Origin of the sequence: Azospirillum oryzae (assembly GCF_900177515.1) — a bacterium.
In the GTDB taxonomy this organism is placed as follows: domain Bacteria; phylum Pseudomonadota; class Alphaproteobacteria; order Azospirillales; family Azospirillaceae; genus Azospirillum; species Azospirillum oryzae_A.
The window spans coordinates 755,001-772,998 of the sequence record NZ_FXAK01000005.1 but is presented as its reverse complement, the minus strand read 5'-3'; the positions used below and the strand labels follow the sequence as shown (position 1 = coordinate 772,998).

Here is a 17,998-nt window from a genome sequence, read left to right as displayed (position 1 = left end):
AATAAGCATCAGCTGAATTCTTCCACATGCATCCCCCGACGGAGACCGTCATGACCACCCTGCACGTCAATGGCCGCGCCTATCAGGTCGCGGTCGAGGATGACACGCCGCTGCTCTGGGTCCTTCGCGACACGCTGGGGCTGACCGGGACGAAATATGGCTGTGGCATCGCGCAGTGCGGCGCCTGCACCGTGATGATCGACGGGACCGCCACCCGCTCCTGCCAGGTGCCGGTGGACAGCGTCGGCGATGCCGACATCCGCACCATCGACGCCATCGAGGAGGACCCCGTCGGCCGCAAGGTGGTGGAAGCCTGGGTCGCCGGGCAGGTGCCGCAATGCGGCTATTGCCAGTCCGGACAGGTGATGGCGGCGACCGCCCTGCTGAAGCAGACGCCCAACCCGAGCGACGGCGACATCGCCGACGCGATGACAAACCTGTGCCGTTGCGGAACCTACAACCGCATCGCCGCCGCCATCCGCCAAGCCGCCGGCTGAGAGGAGGACACGCCATGAATCGCCTGCTCACCGTCGCCTCCCCCAACCTCCCGCCGCCTCGCCGGGACCCGCTCGAACTGCAGATAGAGGCCCAATCCGCCGTTCCGCTGATGAAGCCGGACGGCGTTTCCAACCTGTCGCGCCGCGCCTTCCTCGGCTTCGGCGCCAGCGCGCTGGTGCTGGGCGCCCTGCTTCCGTCGATGCCGGTGCGGGCGCAGACCGCCGCCACCGTCAAACCTGGCACCCGCATTCCGGCCTTCCTGGTCATCGGCAAGGACAATGCCGTCACCCTGCTCAGCCCCTTCGTGGAGGGCGGTCAGGGCATCAACACCGGGCTTGCCCAGATCGTCGGCGAGGAACTGGACGTCAACCCCAGCCGCTTCACCGTGGAATGCGCCCCGCCGGGGCCGGATTACGCCGTCATCAACGGGCTGCGGATGACCGGCGGCAGCTTTTCCACCCGGTCCAGCTACCCGCTGATGCGCCGGCTGGGCGCCACCGCCCGCGACCTGATGATCCGCGCGGCATCCGCAAAGCTGAAGGTCAAGCCGCAGAGCCTGACGACGGAGGACGGCTTCGTCATCCATGCCGCCAGCGGCAAGCGGCTGTCCTACGGCGAGTTGGCTCCCGTCGCCCTTGCCCTGCCGCCGCGCGACGATGTGGCTCTGCGCGACCCGGCCAGTTTCCGCTACATCCGCCAGCCGGTGGCTCGGCTGGACGTGCGGGCGAAATCGACCGGCAAGGCCGTCTACGCCATCGACCAGAAGCTGGAGGGCATGCTCTACGCCGCGGTCCGGCACGCGCCGAACCAGGGCACCAGCGTGCAGACCATCGCCAACGAGGCCGCGGTGGCGGCGATGCCCGGCGTCCATTCCGTCCACACGCTGCCGGGTGCGGTGGCGGTCGCCGCCGACAGCTGGTGGCGCGCCCGCAAGGCGGTGGAGGCGCTGTCGGTGAGCTGGTCGGCCCCTGCCGCCACGGGATTCGACACGGTTGCCGCCGACTACGCCTCAAGCGGACTGCTGGGCGCGCTGAAATCCTCCACCGAAGCCGGGCTTTCGGCGGAGACGGAGGGCGATGTGGCCGCCGCCTTCGCCAAGGCCGCCAAGGTGATCGAGGCGGACTACGACGCCCCCTATCTGGCCCATGGTCAGCTGGAGCCGCCATCCTCCATGGCGCGCTTCAATCAGGACGGCACGCTGGAATTGTGGGCGCCCAACCAGATGCCGGAGCTGTTCCAGTCGGTGGCGGCCCAGACCGCCGGGCTGGCGCCGGACAAGGTCATCCTGCACTCGCCCATTCTCGGCGGCTTCTTCGGCCGGCATTTCCTCTATGGCAGCGCTAACCCCTTCCTGCAGGCCATCCAGCTGGCGAAAGCCACCGGCCGCCCGGTGAAGGTATTGTGGTCGCGCGAGGAGGAGTTCCGCATGGACGCGCTCCGCCCGCTCAGCTTCAGCCGTTTCCGCGCGGCCATCGGCAAGGACGGGCGTCCCACCGCGATCCAGGCACGCACGGTCGGCGAAGGGCCGCTCGGACGCTGGTTCGGCGCGGTGTTCAAGGACCCGGTCGACAGCTCCGCGGTGGAGGGCATCACGGAGAAGCCCTATGCCATCCTCAACCGGCGGATGGAGTACGTGAAGTTCCCCCACCCCGTGACCATCGCCTTCTGGCGCTCCGTCGGCCATTCGATGAACGATTTCTTCTATGAAGGCTTCCTGGACGAGATCGCCGATGCCGGCGGCCTGGATCCCTTCGCCCTGCGGATGGAGCTGCTGAAGGACAAGCCGCGTCATGCCAAGCTGCTGGAGACCGTGGCGGCGATGTCCGGCGGCTGGAAGCGCGGCCCCTACGAGGTGGACGGCACCCGCCGTGCACGCGGCGTCTCCATGGCCTCCCCCTTCGGATCGGAAACGGCGACGATCGCCGAGGTGTCGGTCCAGGATGGCGAGACGCAGGTCCACAATGTCTGGGTCGCCTTCGATCCCGGCAGCATCGTCAACCCCGCCATCGTGAAGTCGCAGGTGGAATCCGCCGTGGCGTTGGGCCTATCGGCCACCCTGTTCGAAGAACTGGTCTATAAGGACGGCGTCCGTCAGTCGCACAATTTCGACGATTACCCGATCCTGTCCCGGCGCTCCATGCCCGCCGTCCATGTGGAGATCGTGGAGAGCGGCGCGCCGATGGGCGGCGTCGGTGAACCGGGGCTGCCGGGCGTACCTCCCGCCGTGGTGAATGCCGTCGCGGCCCTGACCGGCCAGCGCATCCGCAGCCTGCCGCTGGCGAAGAACAGGATCGGGGTCTGAGGACTAATCGTCGTTCACAGCGTGAATGTCTGGAAAAGCTGTTTCCATGACATTCACGCCGTGAGCCTGCCGTCCTAAACTTCGTCCATCCGCCAATTTCGGCCGACCGACCGTCGACAGGCCCGGCTGGTCGGCATCACAGGGCCGCAGCACGCGCCGATCATTCTGTCGGTCAACGCCTCCTTCCATTATTTCGGCTTTTCGGTGGGAGCCGCGCTTGGATCGCTGGTGCTGAGCGTCGGCAGCGTGCGGGAACTGGGATGGGTCGGGGCGCTCTGCGTCGCGCTGGCCTGCCTGCTGGATTTCGCTCCGGCCAAGGCGCCGCGGATGGCACAATCACCGGCCGAATGACGCACACGCAACGGAAAGGGCCGCCGAATCTTCGTTCGGCGGCCCTTTCTTGCTTCGTATCCGACCAGACCGGGATCGGCTTCTCGGCGAAACAGCGGCTGAAGCCCATCGCCGGTGCCCTCCTTCCGGGCTTCCCGAGCCGAAATATTCCGTCACTGGTCGTCAAAATCCCCGTCGATCCGATGCTTATGCCGCCAAAGCCGGGGCGCTTCCCCGGCAACGCGGCGGAAGATGCGCGAGAAATGCGACTGGTCCGAAAAGCCGCAGTCCAGCGCGATCTGCGACAACGGCGTGGTCGTGGTTTCAAGCAGTTCCTTCGCCCGTTCGACCCGCCGGCGCACGATATAGGCATGTGGCGGGCACCCGAAGCTGTCCTTGAAGGCTTGGCAGAAATAGCCGCAACTGAGCTTCGCCGCCGCCGCCAGATCGCGATTGCGGATGGAACTGGCGAGATGGGCGTCGATATAGGCGGCAACCCGCCGGACCTGCCATGCGGCCAGCCCGGCCTTCGGCAATCCGGTCTTCTCGCCGACATCGTCCGCCGCATCCTTGGCATGGCTGTGCCCGCCACTGGCGCGCTGCAGCCGGGCAAGCGCCAGCGACAGGCAGTGCTCCACCGACTGCCGATCCGGCGCCAGCATGTCGTTCGCCACCCGCAACAGCCAATCGGCCGCGGCCGTCAGCCTGTCGCCGTCATCCGGCGCCGGGCTGACGGACAGCGGGGCTGCCAACGCCGGAAGACGGCGCAGCGTCTCGGAAGCAGCCAAATCCATGTCGATCTCCTGCTCAGGTCACCATGACGGCGACAGTGCCGGAGGCCCGGGTGTGCGTGAACCCATACACAGGTATCGATGGCCGGACGGACGGGTGGAGGAACCGTGGCGGCAGGTCCGGGGTGTCTAAAGCCGGTCCAGAAGGGCCGCGGCTTCCCGGAGATCAGGGGTATCGTGCCCCTCGGTGAAGGAGCCATAGATGGACGAAAGGACGGCCGCGGCATCCCCGCGGCGCCCCGTCTCCATGGACCGATTGGCCAGGCTCATCGCCGTCCGCAGGCTCCAGGACCGGGCCCCTTGTGCGCGGGCGATCTCCATCGACTGCCGCAGCAGCGCCTCTGCCGCCTCCGGTCCATCGGCATTCTCCGATTTCAGGCGGAGCAGCTCGGCCGTCGCCCAGTTTGTCGGGCCGTTGCTCGTTTCATCGAGGATGGCCGGCGGGATCAGACGCGGGGCGACGGTCGCGAGCATCCGGATGCGCTTGTTCCGGTACAGCTCGGCGAACCGCGAAGACCGGCGAAGCGCCGCGATCCGGTCATCCCCTCCCTGCCGCGCTTCCAGCGCCAGCTGATAACACAGCCCGTAGGTCCGCCAGACGAACAAGGTGCCTTCGTTGGTCTTTTCGACCAGCAGGTTGGCGTAGCGCGCCGTAAGGTCGTAGTCCCCGCACCAGAAAGCCACCGGGCAGGCGCCGAGCGACAAGGCGAAGCAGAGGGAGAGCATGTGGCCGGAGGCCAGTGCCTGCTCCACCGCCTCGTGCATGGCTTCCCGCGCCCGGTCCGGGTGGCCCTGAATCCAGGATATGCGCGCCATATGGGTGTGGGAGACGATCCTCTGTTCGAACTGGTAGCCTCGCAGGCTCGATCCGGTGGTCGGGGCCGGCGCACCCAGGCACCGCTCGGCGAAGCCGCGGGCACGGTCGAACTCGCCCACGGTGAGAAGGCCGAGCGCCATCATGCGCTGGTGCATGGACAGGGCTCCGGGATCGGCGGGCGTACCCAGGAGTTCCCCGAAGCGCTCCGCCGCCTCCAGCGCCTCATGGTCCTGCTCCTGCGCCAGATAATAAAGCCACAGCCCCCACAGGGCACGGCGCTGGTATCCGATGTCGCCGAGTTGCTGCGACAACTCCAGGCTGCGCAGCAGAACGGCGCTGACCTCCGGTGCGGGGCCGAGTGAGTTCCACAACGCCGGTCCCAGATGCGCCGTGATCGCCATCTCCGCCTGCAAATCCGACTGTGGTTGCTGCCGGACGGCCTGGAGCACAGTCTCGGCACGCCGGCGGAATTCATCGGTCAGCGACAGTTGGAACCACATCGGCGCCGATGCGACGGTCAGTTCGACGGCGGTCGCCAAATCCCCGGCTGGCGACAGGGACCATTCCAGCGCGCTGCGAACATCGTCCACCCGGGTTCCATATACGACGGTCCAGGCCACCGTGTTCGTCGACTGCGATCCGGCCAGCATCCGGCAGAGATGCCGCGCCAGATTGCGGCAGACCACGTCCACCTCGCCGCTTTCCTGAAGCCGTTCCGCCGCATATTGGCGCGTGGTTTCGAGCAGGCGGAACTGCACGCTCTGCCGCCGGTGCTCGACGGACAGCAGCGACTTCTTTGACAGCTCCGAAAGTCCTTCGACGACGTCCTCCTCGGAAATCTCTCCGAAGGCCGCGACGCCGATGGAAAGGTCGCCGGTGAAAGACCCGCGGATCACGGACAGCCGTCGCAGGACAATGCGTTCACGCTCTTCCAACAGGCGGTGGCTCCACTCCAGCGTGGCCCGAAGGGTCTGGTGGCGGGGCAGCGCGGTGCGGCGACCGCCGCGCAGAACGTCGAAGGCCCGGTCCAGGCTCGCCGCCAGACCATGGATGCCAAGCAGCGGCACGCGGGCCGCCGCCAGTTCCAGCGCGAGCGGAACGCCGTCCAGGTGGCGGCAGAGTTCGGCGGCAGCCGGCGCGTCGGCATCCGACAGGCTGAACATCCCGTCGCCGGACGACACCCGCTCGATGAACAGTTCCACCGCCGGGTAGGTCAACGCCTGCTCGGCGGTCAACCTGTGCTCCTGCCCCGGCGGAACGGACAAGGGCGGCAGGCGGTAAACCCACTCGCCCTGCGCGCGCAGGATCTCGCGGCTGGTCACCAGGATATCGATGTCGCGGGCGGTCGTCAGGATACCTTCGACGACGACGGCGACCTCCTCGATCAGATGCTCGCAATTGTCGAGGATCAGCAGGGTATCCAACCCCTTGACCGCCGCGAGGAAACCCTCCAAGGCTCCTTTTCCGCCACCGGGCAGCTTCATCGCCTGGGCGATGGTGGCGCACACCAGCGTCGGGTCGGACAGCGTGCTCAGATCGACGAAATGGATCGAGTCCCGGTGGCCACTCGCCGAAATCTGCGCCACCTCGATGGCGACGCTCGTCTTCCCGATTCCACCGACGCCGGTGATGGTGACGCAGCTCTTCTCCGCCAGCTTCCGCACGATGTCGTCGATCGCCTCCTCCCGCCCGATCAACCGGTCGATGTTGCGAGGCAAAGGATCGAAAGGTCCGCAGGCGGTGCGGACGGAGGCACGACAGGCCCCTCCACCGCCTCCGGTGACAAGATCGTCCGGATGGTCCCGACGAACCGGTAGCCCTGTGCCGGGATATTCTCGATGTAGTCCGTGCCGACCTCGTTCTTACCCAACAGCTTCCGCAAGGAGCCGATGTGAACGCGGATGTTCGCCTCTTCGACGAACAGACCGGGCCAGACGCGGGCCATGATGTCGCGATTGCTGACGACAACTCCGGCCCGTTCCAGGAGCAGGGCAAGAATGGCCTGAGGCCGGCTTCCCACCTTGACGGCAACACCGTCCTTCAGCAGCCCGAGCGTCGGTGAAAAGCGGAAGGGTCCGAAGGCGACCTCGTTCTGCTCCATGGCGGGACCTGTCACGGACGGCAGTTGCGAAGCCACGGAGCGCTGGGAAACGGGCGATTCAGCCAAAGGTCGCGTCCACCGCCCCGCCAACAGCAAAGCGGTCACACGATCTCCGGCGCGGCTCGGTCTTTTTCAGGTCGTCGAAGTCAAAAGAAATCGTCATGTCCCAGCGCTACGCATACGTAAGACTTCACCATGATACGTATGCTTGGCCGCAGGTCAACGCATCATGACGTGGCGTGATGCAGCGCCATGGGATGGTTCCGCACCGGCCGTCAACGACCGTCGGCACCATCCTCCAGCATGCCTGCTTCGACCCCGATGGCATCGGCCCAGCGGCTTCGCACCAACTCTACCGCGCGCTGTCGGGTGAAGGCCCCGGATACGATGATCGCGGAGGGAAAGGCCGAGCGAATGCGGTCGGCGGCACTGCGATCATCAAAGGGCAGATGGCCGAGCGGCGCTCCATCCCCGGCGGTGCGCACCAGATGAACGAAGGGAATCTCCTGCCCCGCCAAAGTCGTCAGAAGCATGGTGAACAGCGCGACGGGGTCCGAATCCGACATGCCGCGGAACTGGCCGAACGGCGACAGGCGGACACCGACCCGCTCCGCCGTCCAGACGCCGGTTACCGCATCGACAAGTTCGCAGAGGAAGTTCAACCGGTTCTGGATGGAGCCGCCATACCGGTCCGTGCGCCGGTTGGTCCCGTCCTGAAGAAACTGGTCGGGAAGCGAGCCGTCGGCCGCGTCGAGTTCCACGCCGTCGAACCCGATGCGCATGGCCTGCCCGGCGGCGCGACGGAAATCCGCGATGACCCCGTCGATGCCGGTGCCGTGCAGGACGGCGGCCCGGATTGGGTCGTATCCCGGGTGGCACAACCGCACCACCACCTTGGCTTTCCTGTCGTGGGCCAGGCTGATCGCCGCAGCCCAGGCCGCGGCCACGCCGGGCGTGTCGAACCCTTCCGGGACGGTGGCGGACGCAGCATTGGCCGAAACCGGCACGGGGTGCGTTATGACCAGCCCACCGGGCGGGACTTGCCGGAAGCAGGCGCCGTAATCGGCCGCCGAACAGCGCTCGCCGATCCGCCGGTGATCAGTCGCCGCCGATATGACGACGCGATGGGCAAGATCGAGCGCACCGATGTTTATTGGGAGAAACAGCTTTTCCATTCCGGTACCTTCCACCGGATCAAAACCGCATCGCAGTGCGGCCGGACGCTGGAGCTTCAATCACGCCGAACACCGACCGACCGGACAATAGCCAACCGGACTGCAGCCAACCGGACTGCGGCCAACCGAACTCTGCCATGCCAGGTTCAGCCATGCCGGACCCGGACCTGCTTGTCGCTTTGCACCGTCCTCAGCCCAGGAGCCGAGCGGAAGGCGGAGACCGGAGCGGCATTGGCGCGCTTGGGAAGCGACGGCGGGGTGGACGCCGCGCGCACGGACGCCACCAGTTCGATGATCCGGTGCGCCATGTCGTCGGCACGGTCCATCTCGGCCTCGATCAGCCGGGACATCTTCTCCGCGTCGGGGCAGGCGGCACCATTGCGCTCCGTCCAGCGCCGCCGGGCGTCCGACGCCAGCCGGATGGAGGTCACGGCGTTGACGAGGGTCCTGACGTAGGAGACGTAGGTGTTGATCTCCACCTCGCCGAATGCGGGCGGTTGCATCGCGAACGCTTCGGCTTCGGGCCACCGCTGGTGCGGCGACATCGACGGCGCTCCAGCGTCTTGGGCGGAAAGGTGGGCCATGGCCCCGCTCCTGTCTGGGTTGTTCTGAGGAGAGTGTGGCCGGGCGGCGGCCCGTAAGCGAGTAAAGCGTTGTAAAGGCCGGCGCCCCTTTACGCGCGTCGACGCCATGCTTCCCATGCTTTCGAAGGAGCTTGGCAACCGGGCCGAAGCTCCGCAATATTCCTTTGTATGCAAGTGCCATTGGATTCCCGACGGCGATGCGGCACGCCCATTGCTTTTAATTTGATTGACGGAATCGACCATGACGCTAAATCGACGGAATGTGCTGACGGCCTCTGCGGCGGGCATGTTCCTGGCCTCGGTCAGGCCGCTGGGCGCACAGGCGCAGGACGCCTTCTCCATCGTGCTGCCCAACCAATTCATCCTGGCCTTCATCGACGTCCTGTTCACGCAGGCCGGCGGCTATTTCGAACGGGAAGGGCTGCGGGTCGGCATCGAGGAAGGCCGCGGCTCCTCCATGGCGTTGCAACAGGTCCTGGGCGGAAACGCGACGATCGCCCGCATCGGGGCGGTGGACCACATCCGGGCGAGCGGCCAGCCGGCGGGCCGTGATCTCGTCGCCATCGGCACGGTACAGCAGACCTCTCCCTGGTTCGTGGTGAGCCTGCAGGACAAGCCGGTGACCAAGCCGGAGGACATGGCGAACCGGACCATCGGCATCCAGTCGGTCGGGGGCACCACGGAAACTCTGCTCGACATCATGCTGGCAGCCCGCGGCGTGGATCGCACCGGCGTCCAGCGGGTGGTCGTGGGCAACTCGCCGGCGGGGGTCGATCTGATCCGCCAGGGTCGGATCGACGCCTACCTCGTGACGGCCAGCATTGCGGTCGCATTGCAGAAGAGCGGCCAGCCCGTGCATGTGTGGAACACGGACATGGTCGCCGCGACGCCGGGCTTCTGCTATTCCGGCAAACGCGACGTGATCGAGCGGCATGAGCCGTTGATCAAGCGCTATCTTCGGGCGGTCCGCACCGCGCTGCTCGACCTGATCGACGGCAAGGTCGCCATTGCCGATGCATTGAAGGCCATGGAGCGCTTCGACATGGCCGAAGCCCGCAAACAGGAGCTTGCCGCCGCAATCTACAAGGAAAACATCACCTTCCTGCTGGCGGACGGCCGGGAGAACCTCCTGCGCAACGTGCCGCAGCGTTGGCAAAACGCCTACGACCTCATGGTTTCCTGCGGTTTCGCGCCGCCGAACCTGAAGCAGGAGGACCTTTACACCAACCGGTTCATCGACGCGCTGTGAGCGAGATCGGCGGCAGAGGAGGCAGCGGCGGGCGGCCGGCCCTGATCACGCTGACGGCGGTCGGCAAGGCCTTCGATGTCGGCGACGGAACGGCGCCGGCGCTTCTGCCCAGCAGTCTGTCGATCGCCGACGGCGAGTTCGTCGTGTTTCTCGGGCCGTCGGGCTGCGGCAAGACCACCCTTCTGCGCATGATGAGCGGACTGCTGGAACCGACTTCAGGGACCATCGCCGTTGCCGGAAACCCGCTGTGGGACAAGGGTCGCTGCCGGAAGGAACTCCGGTCCCGGCTGGGGCTGGTATTCCAGGACTCGGCCCTGCTCCCCTGGCTGACGGTGGAGGAGAATGTGCGGCTGCCGCTGGACCTGCGTGGTCGGCTGCCGCGCGCGGAGCGGCTGTCCGGCGCACGGGCGATGCTGGCGCTGGTCGGTGCCGCCGACATCGGTGCCCGGATGCCTCACGAGATTTCCGGCGGCATGCGGCAGCGGGTGGCCATTGCGCGGGCGCTGTCCTACGATCCCGATGTGCTGCTGATGGACGAGCCCTTCGCGGCACTGGACGCGATCTCGCGCGAGGCCTTGAATACCGAGCTTCAGACGCTCTGGCTCTCGACAGGCAAGACCATCGTCCTGGTGACGCATTCGATGGCGGAAGCGGCCTTTCTGGCCGACCGGATCGTCCTGTTCTCGCCGGGGCCGGGGCGCATCGACAGTGCGATCGACGTGCCCTTTCCAAGGCCGCGCACCCGCGACCTCACCTATTCGCCGGAATTCCAGCGGATGGTGCGCGACCTGCACGAACGATTGGCCGGATTGATGAGGCTGCCATGAAGAGGGTCCGGTTGCGTGATGCGGTCTGGCTGCCTTGGCTGGTCACGCCATGCCTGCTGGCGGCTGGGCTGCTCGTCTGGCATGGAGTCGTCACGGCCCGGGGCGTCTCCCCCTTCATCCTGCCCGCCCCCGGGCCGGTGCTGGCGGAGTGGGTGGAGTTGCTGAGCAGCCGCCGGGCCTGGAGCCACACGGCCATGACCTTCGCCGGTACCGTGGCTGGCTTCCTCCTGGCGACCGTCCTGGGTGTGTCCGCAGGCATCCTGCTCTCGCTGTCGCCGACGCTGGAGCGCCTGTCGAAGCCCTTCATCGTCGCCTTCCAGGTCCTTCCGAAGGTGGCCCTGATCCCGCTGTTCGTGGTGTGGATGGGATTCGGCCTCGGCCCGAAGATCGTCACCTCCGCCATCCTGCCCTTCTACCCGATCATGATGAACACGCTGCTCGGCATCCGATCGGTGCCGGAAGGACTGCGCGACGTGATGGCGTCCTTCGACGCCAGCCGCTTCCAGTTGCTCCGTCGCCTGGAGCTTCCCTACGCCCTCCCCTTCATCGTCACCGGATTGGAGGTGGGCATCGTCCTGGCCCTGGTCGGCACCGTCGTGGCGGAATTCATATCCGGAAGCTACGGGCTGGGATATCTGCTGGTCAGCCGGATCAACTCCTACGAAACGGCACAGATGTTCGCCATTGTCCTGCAGCTCTGTCTGCTGGGGCTCGTGCTCCACACCGCGATCGCGGGGCTCCGTCGGCTGCTGGTGCCGCGCCTCAACCCATCGCGCCCTTGAATATTGCAAAAGGGCTCCTGAAGTTTTGCGGTTCGCGGGGGGACAGCCTGCCGACCCCATGCTCCGTGCAGTCCCAGTAAACCCGTGACACTCCGCTTCGCCAGAACTTATTAACCTCGGTTCAACAATACCGCCCTACGATCGTCAAACTCTCTTGACGGAATTCTAATGTGAGTCATGTCTCTTGAGCAGGTCTAGTGCCATTGACCAACTTGAGGAGTTGCGCCGGGACCGCGACCGTTACCGCTCCTTGGTCGAAGTCACCTCCGATTGGGTGTGGGAGGTCGATGCGACGGGACGCTACACCTACGCCAGTCCGCAATGCTGCACGCTGCTCGGTTTCGATCCCGAGGAGGTCGTTGGTCGAACGCCCTTCGATTTTATGCCTGCCGACGAGGCAGCGCGCGTTGCGGGCGAATTTTCCGCAATCGTCTCTGAAAAAAGACCCTTCTCCGGTTTGGTAAACATCAACCGTCGCAAGGACGGTTCACTGGTCGTTCTTGAGACCAGCGGGGTACCGCTGATCGCGCCGACGGGAGAATTGCTGGGCTACCGTGGCGTTGACCGCGATATCACCGAACGCCACAAAGCCTATGTGGCATCGCAGAATCTCGCGAGCGAACTGAAGACGCTGGCAATTCATCTGGAAGAAGAGCGCGACCGAACCCGAAAGGCCAGTGACGAGCAGATGCGCTTCGTCGCCGTCATGACTCATGAACTTCGCACGCCGTTGAATGCGATTATCGGATTCTCCGAAGAAATGTTGGAGGAGGCATTCGGTCCGCTCGCCCATGACGGCTATAGGGACTACTTGCGGGAAATCCGCCAGGGTGGAGAGCGGTTGCTCGCCACCGTCAATGACATCCTTGATCACGCTCAACTTCAGGTGGGTGGCCTGACCCTGTCTCCCGAGCCGCTCTCATTGCCTGAACTTCTCCGCTCCATTCGGCGCTTTGTCCTTCCCCGCGCGGTGGCCAACGGCGTCACTGTTGATGTTTGTGTCGATGGTGACCTGCCAAATGTCCGTTGTGATCCGCGCTTGCTGAGACAGGCCCTGCTCAATCTTGTGGGCAACGCGATCAAATTCAGCGCTTCCGGAAATACCGTAACCTTGGCGGCTGCTCTGTCAGCGGACGGCGTTCCCGTTTTGCGCGTGGAGGATCATGGTCCCGGCATGACGGCCGACCAGATTGCCGTCGCGATGAGCCCGTTCGGGCAAGTGCACCGAGCCGGGGGCGGTATGGACCAGGGCACAGGCTTGGGGTTGCCCATCGCCAGCAAGCTCATCGCGCTGCATGGCGCTCAACTCACGATCGACAGCACGCCGGGTGTCGGAACGACCGCGATCATAACGCTGCCGCAGTCCTCTATCGTCGCCGGTTTCCATAAGGTCTCTCAAGGCGCCTGAAGCGGCCCGCGCTTCAGGTCCGGCGGGTTGCGATGACATTCACTGCGGAGGCCATCCGTTTCTCCCTGCCAAGCCTGATGGCGTTCAGCATCGTGGCCGCCGCATAGGAAACGATCAGGATGCCGAAGGGGGCTGCGGGAGAAACATAGAGGTAATGGTAGTCGCTCCGCAGGGCGGTGACGTTCAGGAACGACACCAGCAGGATCCGAGTGGCGAACGCCGCGGTTACAGCCAGGGAAGCCACGAGAAGGCCGTCGATCCTGCGCCGACGCAGAACAGACCAGAGATGTCAATCGGCTTCCAAATTCCAGCCGGCATCGGCTTGCAATTTCCAGCCACGCTTGCGGTTGCAGAACCTGTTGTCCAGGGAGTCCACGGGAGGGTCCCGCGCGCGCCGCGGAGTGCCCTTATGGCTGACGCAGCGGCGCGCGTGGGAGGGGCCTGTGGGCCCCCCTGGGCAACGGATAGGGGGAAGGCTTTGGATCAGGAGCGGTTCTTGAACCGCCAGCTCTCGTTGCCGGTTTCCAGGATGTCGCAGTGATGCGTCAGCCGGTCGAGCAAAGCGGTGGTCATCTTGGCGTCGCCAGCGAACACCGTCGGCCATTCAGCGAAGCTCAAGTTGGTGGTGATCAACACCGAGGTCCGCGAGTACAACTGGCTGAGCGCGTGGAACAGCAGTTGGCCGCCACTCTGGGAGAACGGCAGGTAGCCGAGTTCGTCCAGCACCACGAGATCAACGCGGGTCAACTGGTCAGCGAGCTTGCCCGCCTGCCCGGTCCGGGCTTCGGCCTCCAACCGGTTCACCAGGTCGATGACGTTGAAGAACCGGGCACGGGCGCCGCGGCGCACGCAGTTGGCCGTGATGGCGATGCACATGTGCGTCTTGCCGGTCCCGGTTCCCCCGATGAACACGGCGTTGCGCTGGGTTTCCAGAAAGCCGCCATCGTGCAGGTCGCGCACCAGCCCCTCGTTGAGGGGACTGGCGGTGAAGTCGAACTCGGCCAGCGTCTTGGCCAGAGGCAGCTTGGCGGCGCCGAGTTGGTAGCGGATCGAGCGCGCCTGCTTCTCCGCCCGCTCCGCCGCCAGCAGGTCGCCCAGGATCTGCTGGACGGTGCGCTGCCGCTTCAGTCCATCGCTCATTACCTCGTCGTAGGCGGCACGCATGCCGGCCAGGCTGAGCTCGGCCATCATCGCCATCAGCTCATGCCGTTCCATGGCAGCCCTCCCGCACCGCGCGCAGGCGGTCGTAGCGCCCGCAGTCGGCGGCCGGCTCAATGGACAGCGTCAACGCCGTCGGCACCGCCATGGCCGGTGCCGGTGTGACGTCGTGGCGCCGGGCGAGGATGTTCAGGATCACGTCCCGGCTGTGCGTACCGCTCGCCAGTGCCTCGCGGCAGGCGACCTCCACCGCCTCCAGGCCATCGGTGAGGATGGCGGCGAGCACGCCAACGAACTGCCGGTCAGCGTCGTCGCCGCGGCCCAGGCGGGTCCGCACCGTCGCCAGGGCTGGCGGCAAATCCCAGTCCCGGAACGGCGCCCCGTTGCGCAGCGCCCCCGGCTTGCGGACGAGAACCGGCAGGTAGTGCAGCGGATTGTACCGCGTGTGGCCGTGCCCGAAAGCTCGTGGGTGCTCGGCGACGATCGCGCCGTTGAACCACACCACGATCCGTGTCGCGTAGGCGCGGACCTGCACCGGCTTGCCGGCGGCGATCGCGGCCACGCTGTAGCGGTTGCGGTCAAAGTGGATCAGGCAGGTTTTCGAGACGCTGAGCGTGGCCTCGTGGAAGCCGTCGAAAGGATCGCTCACGGTGATCAGCGCCGGCCGCTCCGCCTGGAACACCTCCCACACCGTCCGGCTCCTATCCTCTGGATGCGGCGTCTGTTGGGCCCAGACGATCACCTCGTCGTGCAGGCGTTCGTTCACCTCTTCCAGCGTCTTGGCCCGCAGCCGCGGCGTGAACAGCCGCTGGCGCAAGGTGCCGACCTGGTTCTCGACCTGGCCCTTTTCCCAGCCCGAAGCCGGGGTGCAGGCCACCGGCTCGACCAGGTAATGCGAGCACATCTGGGCGAAGCGGCGGTTGAAGCGGCGCTCTTTGCCGACAAATACGGCGTCCACCGCCGTCTTCATGTTGTCGTAGATGCCGCGCTCGCACAGGCCGCCGTAGAAGGCCGCGGCACGGGCGTGGGCGTCGAACACCATCTCCTGGGTCTGGCGCGGGTAGACCGCCACAAACGGCATGCGGCTGTGGCACAGGCGGGCATGGGCCACCTGCACCTTGGTCGTCACGCCGTCCAGGATGATCCACTCTTCCGCCCAGTCGAACTGGTACGCCTCGGCCGGGGCAAAGGTGAGCGGAACGTAGGCGTTCACCGGCCCACTCGGCGGCTGGCGCTGCTTGAAGCGCTTGATGTAGCGCCGCACCGTGTCGTAGCCGCCCTGGAACCCGGCATCCTTCAGCCGTCCGAAGAGCCCCAGGTAGTCGAGCCGGTCGCGGGCTGGCCGCCGCTCGTTCTCCGTGATCAGCCGTTCCAGCTCCTCCTGGAACCCGGACAACTTCGGAAGCGGCTGGTGCTGGCGCTCGTAGCGCGGCGCCGTCTCGCCCGAGCGCAGGTATTTCGTCACCGTCTCCCGCGACACCTTCAGCGACCGGGCAATGGCCCGGATGCTTTTCCCCTTCGCGTGCTCGCGTCGTATCCGTGCGATCGTCTCCACCGTCAACATCCCTGTCCGCCACCCTGTCGTCCAAACCCAGGGTGGTAGTCTGCCAGATCAGGGGTGGCTGGTTATTGGACGCCGATCACCCCTGAAACTGGCCCAGTGTTGCAGGCCGATGCACAGATGTCCGCCGGCGCGGAACCACCATCCAGCGGGGTTGGCGGACTGTGGATGATGGCGGCGAACCGGCGCATGGTTGCGTCGTCACCGATGCTCGGCCGCGCACCGACGGGGCCCGATCGAAAGCCGGCGGCCTTCAGGTAGAAATCATAGGCGCTGGCCAGGGTTTCGGCGATCTGGCCGGGATGACCAGGCGGCATGAAGGTCGACCGGGCCGGCAGGCAAGGGATGGTGCCCCGGTCACAGGCCGCATTGATCTCGGCTGCGAGGCGCCGATAATAGGCATCTGCCTTTCCAGCACTCGCGTACCCGCCGATATCCGCCACCGCGTCCCGCAAAACCCACATGAAACCCGTGGTGTCGTAGGACCCGAAGCCCGGCGATATGTACGCCAGTCCCTTCGGTCCTTCGAGGAACGGCTGCAGTTCTGCCGCGGCCGGGCTGACAGAGTAGGCAGCTTGTCTTGCATCGGCCGGGAAGGCCAGATAGCGCTTCCACGGCGTTTGGTATTGAATGCGGCTGAGCGCGCCGTAGGCTGCCGCGAACGGGCCCTGACGGAAGTCGTTGTCCCTGAAGACGCCATAATGGCTGAAATTGAGAATGCAAACGGTCAGGATCACTCCGCCTGCAACCGTTGCCGGGATAATGATCGGGACGGTCAGGGCGGTCAGACCCCGCCTGGAGAACAGCAAGCCGTCCTGCCGCAGGGCGCGCCAGCGTATGACGAGCCAATAGAGCACGAGCAAACCGACCGCCGGGTAGAGCCAGGGCGTTTCCTCGCGCGTCAGCCAATAGCCTGCCGCCGCAATACCAAGACCGAGCAGGGATGGCAGCCGTCGACGGAGCGGCTGATCGGCATTTGCCGCGTAGGCCAGTACGGCACAGGATACGACCAGCAGCGAGAGTGGAATGTAGACATCCTCGCGTATGACACGCGAAAGATCCGCTCCCCAGAAGATCGGCATAAGCGCCAGCGCAGCGAAGGTGCCCGTGGCGATGCTTCTGCTTCCGGACACGCCCCTGACGGCAAGGGCCGACACGGCGCAGGCCAGCAAATACAAAAGGTGCTCCGCCAGCCGAAGAGGAAGCCCGAGCCAAGACGACGCACACAGGAAGGCCGGATAGCCGATGCCTTTCGCGAGCGTCAGGTTATCGTACGGCCCCAGCCAGTCGCCGCGGCAAAGGGACTCTGCCAGGCGGATAAAAAGCAGATCGTCGTAACCGCCGGCGATTGCCTGGACCGGGACGACCAGCCGCAGCCCGACGCTCAATGCGGCAGCCGCAACCAGGATGGCAATGTGCATGGTAACCCTATCGAATCTGGCCTGGATGCGCACCGGCACCAAGGCGCTTTCTATTCCATCCGGAACCTCGGCTTCCAGCATCGAATGTCGCGACATAAACGCGGAATAGGGCGGTGTATTTTGGTGCTATGTCGATAAATCGTAAGCGTTGTGTGACGACACATCCGACGTGATCGTGGTTCATGAAATATTCCGCTGGTCGCAGTTCAGCGGGGTAAGAGGATGTCGGGTCAGGATCTGGAGAGCTATTGGCGCGGTCATGTCGATGCCTGGAAGGGCAGCGGGCTGACGCTGAAAGCCTATGCTGAAGCCCATGGAATTGGACGCTGGGCTCTGGGACGGTGGTCGCGCCGCTTTGCCGCTGCGGAGGAGGTGAGCGCTCGCTGTCATAGGGATAGCCCTGGTGCTGTCCCTATGACGGCGAGCGCTCCCTTGGTGATGGAGATCGTCGAGGCGGCACCCCGCCGGCGGTATTGGTCGCAGGCGGAGAAAGAGCAGCTGGTGGCGGAAACCTGCGAGCCGGGCGTGAGCGTGTCGCTGGTCGCCCGCCGGCGCGGGGTCGATCCCAGCCTGCTGTTCCGCTGGCGCCGCCAGATGCTCACTCCGGCCGAGCCGACGCCCATCTTCGCGCCGGTGGAGGTGGCGGACACCACGTCCGCTCTTCCCCTCACGCCGCCAACTCCATGCAGTGCCGGCATGATCGAGATCGAGTTGGCCGGCGGACGGCGGCTGCGGGTCGGTCGGGATGTCGATACCGAAGCACTGCGCCGGGTGATCAGCGTGCTGGAGCGGCCATGATGCTGTCGATCCCGGCCGGTGTGCGCATTTACCTGGCGCTGGAGCCCTGCGACATGCGCCGCGGCTTCGACGGACTGGCCCTGCTGGTGCAGCAGGCGCTGGGCAAGGATCCGTTCTGCGGCCACCTCTACATCTTCCGAGGGAAAGGGGCTGGACGCGTAAAAATTCTCTATGCCGATCAGAACGGCATGTGTCT

General features: G+C 65.8%; 18 protein-coding genes and 1 pseudogene (1 of these 19 running past the window's edge). 10 read left to right on the top strand and 9 right to left on the bottom strand.

Annotation, left to right across the window (positions count from 1 at the left end):
- Window positions 1-50: 50 nt before the first annotated feature.
- From B9N97_RS11820 to B9N97_RS35940, 3 genes are all read left to right on the top strand, one after another.
- The gene (locus tag B9N97_RS11820) at window positions 51-497 is read left to right on the top strand and encodes a (2Fe-2S)-binding protein (protein ID WP_085086767.1); all 447 of its coding nucleotides are present in this window, start codon (window positions 51-53) and stop codon (window positions 495-497) included.
- A gap of 14 nt (window positions 498-511) precedes the next feature.
- Window positions 512-2,800: a xanthine dehydrogenase family protein molybdopterin-binding subunit gene (locus tag B9N97_RS11815; protein ID WP_208621200.1), complete on the top strand. Its 2,289-nt coding sequence runs from the start codon at window positions 512-514 to the stop codon at window positions 2,798-2,800.
- A 204-nt stretch (window positions 2,801-3,004) separates the two neighbouring features.
- Window positions 3,005-3,151: a hypothetical protein gene (locus tag B9N97_RS35940; protein ID WP_208621199.1), complete on the top strand. Its 147-nt coding sequence runs from the start codon at window positions 3,005-3,007 to the stop codon at window positions 3,149-3,151.
- Window positions 3,152-3,303: 152 nt separating this feature from the next.
- Here B9N97_RS35940 and B9N97_RS11805 read toward each other — a convergent pair whose 3' ends face one another.
- From B9N97_RS11805 to B9N97_RS11785, 5 genes are all read right to left on the bottom strand, one after another.
- Entirely contained in the window at window positions 3,304-3,924 is a 621-nt protein-coding gene (locus B9N97_RS11805) for a helix-turn-helix transcriptional regulator (RefSeq protein ID WP_085086497.1), read from the bottom strand.
- A gap of 126 nt (window positions 3,925-4,050) precedes the next feature.
- On the bottom strand, window positions 4,051-6,456 hold the full coding sequence (locus B9N97_RS11800) for an ATP-binding protein (protein WP_143266620.1): 2,406 nt from the start codon (window positions 6,454-6,456) through the stop codon (window positions 4,051-4,053).
- Window positions 6,432-6,944 (bottom strand): winged helix-turn-helix domain-containing protein, encoded by a 513-nt coding sequence (locus tag B9N97_RS11795; protein WP_208621198.1) that lies wholly within the window; start codon window positions 6,942-6,944, stop codon window positions 6,432-6,434. The genes B9N97_RS11800 and B9N97_RS11795 overlap by 25 nt, the downstream gene beginning before the upstream one ends.
- A 170-nt stretch (window positions 6,945-7,114) precedes the next feature.
- Window positions 7,115-8,014, bottom strand: a complete 900-nt coding sequence (locus B9N97_RS11790) for an oxidoreductase (RefSeq protein WP_085086492.1) — start codon at window positions 8,012-8,014, stop codon at window positions 7,115-7,117.
- A gap of 146 nt (window positions 8,015-8,160) precedes the next feature.
- Window positions 8,161-8,517 (bottom strand): hypothetical protein, encoded by a 357-nt coding sequence (locus tag B9N97_RS11785; protein WP_143266617.1) that lies wholly within the window; start codon window positions 8,515-8,517, stop codon window positions 8,161-8,163.
- A 322-nt stretch (window positions 8,518-8,839) separates the two neighbouring features.
- On the opposite strand from B9N97_RS11785, the gene B9N97_RS11780 reads away from it, so the two are divergent.
- The 4 genes from B9N97_RS11780 to B9N97_RS11765 all read left to right on the top strand — a co-directional run bounded on the left by B9N97_RS11780 (window position 8,840) and on the right by B9N97_RS11765 (window position 12,864).
- The gene (locus B9N97_RS11780) at window positions 8,840-9,847 is read left to right on the top strand and encodes an ABC transporter substrate-binding protein (protein ID WP_085086488.1); all 1,008 of its coding nucleotides are present in this window, start codon (window positions 8,840-8,842) and stop codon (window positions 9,845-9,847) included.
- The gene (locus B9N97_RS11775; protein WP_208621197.1) at window positions 9,844-10,674 is read left to right on the top strand and encodes an ABC transporter ATP-binding protein; all 831 of its coding nucleotides are present in this window, start codon (window positions 9,844-9,846) and stop codon (window positions 10,672-10,674) included. Before B9N97_RS11780 ends, B9N97_RS11775 begins: the two co-directional genes overlap by 4 nt.
- Window positions 10,671-11,456: an ABC transporter permease gene (locus tag B9N97_RS11770; protein WP_085086486.1), complete on the top strand. Its 786-nt coding sequence runs from the start codon at window positions 10,671-10,673 to the stop codon at window positions 11,454-11,456. The genes B9N97_RS11775 and B9N97_RS11770 overlap by 4 nt, the downstream gene beginning before the upstream one ends.
- 184 nt (window positions 11,457-11,640) lie before the next feature.
- Window positions 11,641-12,864, top strand: coding sequence for a PAS domain-containing sensor histidine kinase (locus tag B9N97_RS11765; protein ID WP_085086484.1), 1,224 nt, complete (start codon window positions 11,641-11,643; stop codon window positions 12,862-12,864).
- A 13-nt stretch (window positions 12,865-12,877) separates the two neighbouring features.
- Here the strand turns inward: B9N97_RS11765 and B9N97_RS11760 are convergent, their stop codons facing one another.
- From B9N97_RS11760 to B9N97_RS11745, 4 genes are all read right to left on the bottom strand, one after another.
- Complete coding sequence (locus B9N97_RS11760) at window positions 12,878-13,108, bottom strand: hypothetical protein (RefSeq protein ID WP_085086482.1); 231 nt, start codon at window positions 13,106-13,108, stop codon at window positions 12,878-12,880.
- A gap of 239 nt (window positions 13,109-13,347) precedes the next feature.
- The gene (istB, locus tag B9N97_RS11755) at window positions 13,348-14,079 is read right to left on the bottom strand and encodes an IS21-like element helper ATPase IstB (RefSeq protein ID WP_085084044.1); all 732 of its coding nucleotides are present in this window, start codon (window positions 14,077-14,079) and stop codon (window positions 13,348-13,350) included.
- On the bottom strand, window positions 14,066-15,586 hold the full coding sequence (istA, locus tag B9N97_RS11750) for an IS21 family transposase (RefSeq protein WP_085084042.1): 1,521 nt from the start codon (window positions 15,584-15,586) through the stop codon (window positions 14,066-14,068). Before istA ends, istB begins: the two co-directional genes overlap by 14 nt.
- A 62-nt stretch (window positions 15,587-15,648) precedes the next feature.
- On the bottom strand, window positions 15,649-17,085 hold the full coding sequence (locus B9N97_RS11745; protein WP_143266615.1) for a hypothetical protein: 1,437 nt from the start codon (window positions 17,083-17,085) through the stop codon (window positions 15,649-15,651).
- Between the two features lie 141 nt (window positions 17,086-17,226).
- Between B9N97_RS11745 and tnpA (B9N97_RS37015) the strand changes: the two are divergent.
- The 3 genes and pseudogenes from tnpA (B9N97_RS37015) to tnpB all read left to right on the top strand — a co-directional run.
- Window positions 17,227-17,376 (top strand): annotated as a pseudogene (gene tnpA / locus B9N97_RS37015) (IS66 family insertion sequence element accessory protein TnpA); the annotation flags it as partial.
- 42 nt (window positions 17,377-17,418) lie between these two features.
- Window positions 17,419-17,802, top strand: coding sequence for an IS66-like element accessory protein TnpA (gene tnpA, locus B9N97_RS36720; protein WP_085086476.1), 384 nt, complete (start codon window positions 17,419-17,421; stop codon window positions 17,800-17,802).
- Window positions 17,799-17,998, top strand: partial view of an IS66 family insertion sequence element accessory protein TnpB gene (tnpB, locus tag B9N97_RS11730; protein WP_085086474.1) — the 5' portion only. It continues 157 nt past the right edge of the window; 200 of the gene's 357 nt are visible here — the first part of the coding sequence; it begins with the start codon at window positions 17,799-17,801; its stop codon lies beyond the right edge, outside the window. Before tnpA (B9N97_RS36720) ends, tnpB begins: the two co-directional genes overlap by 4 nt.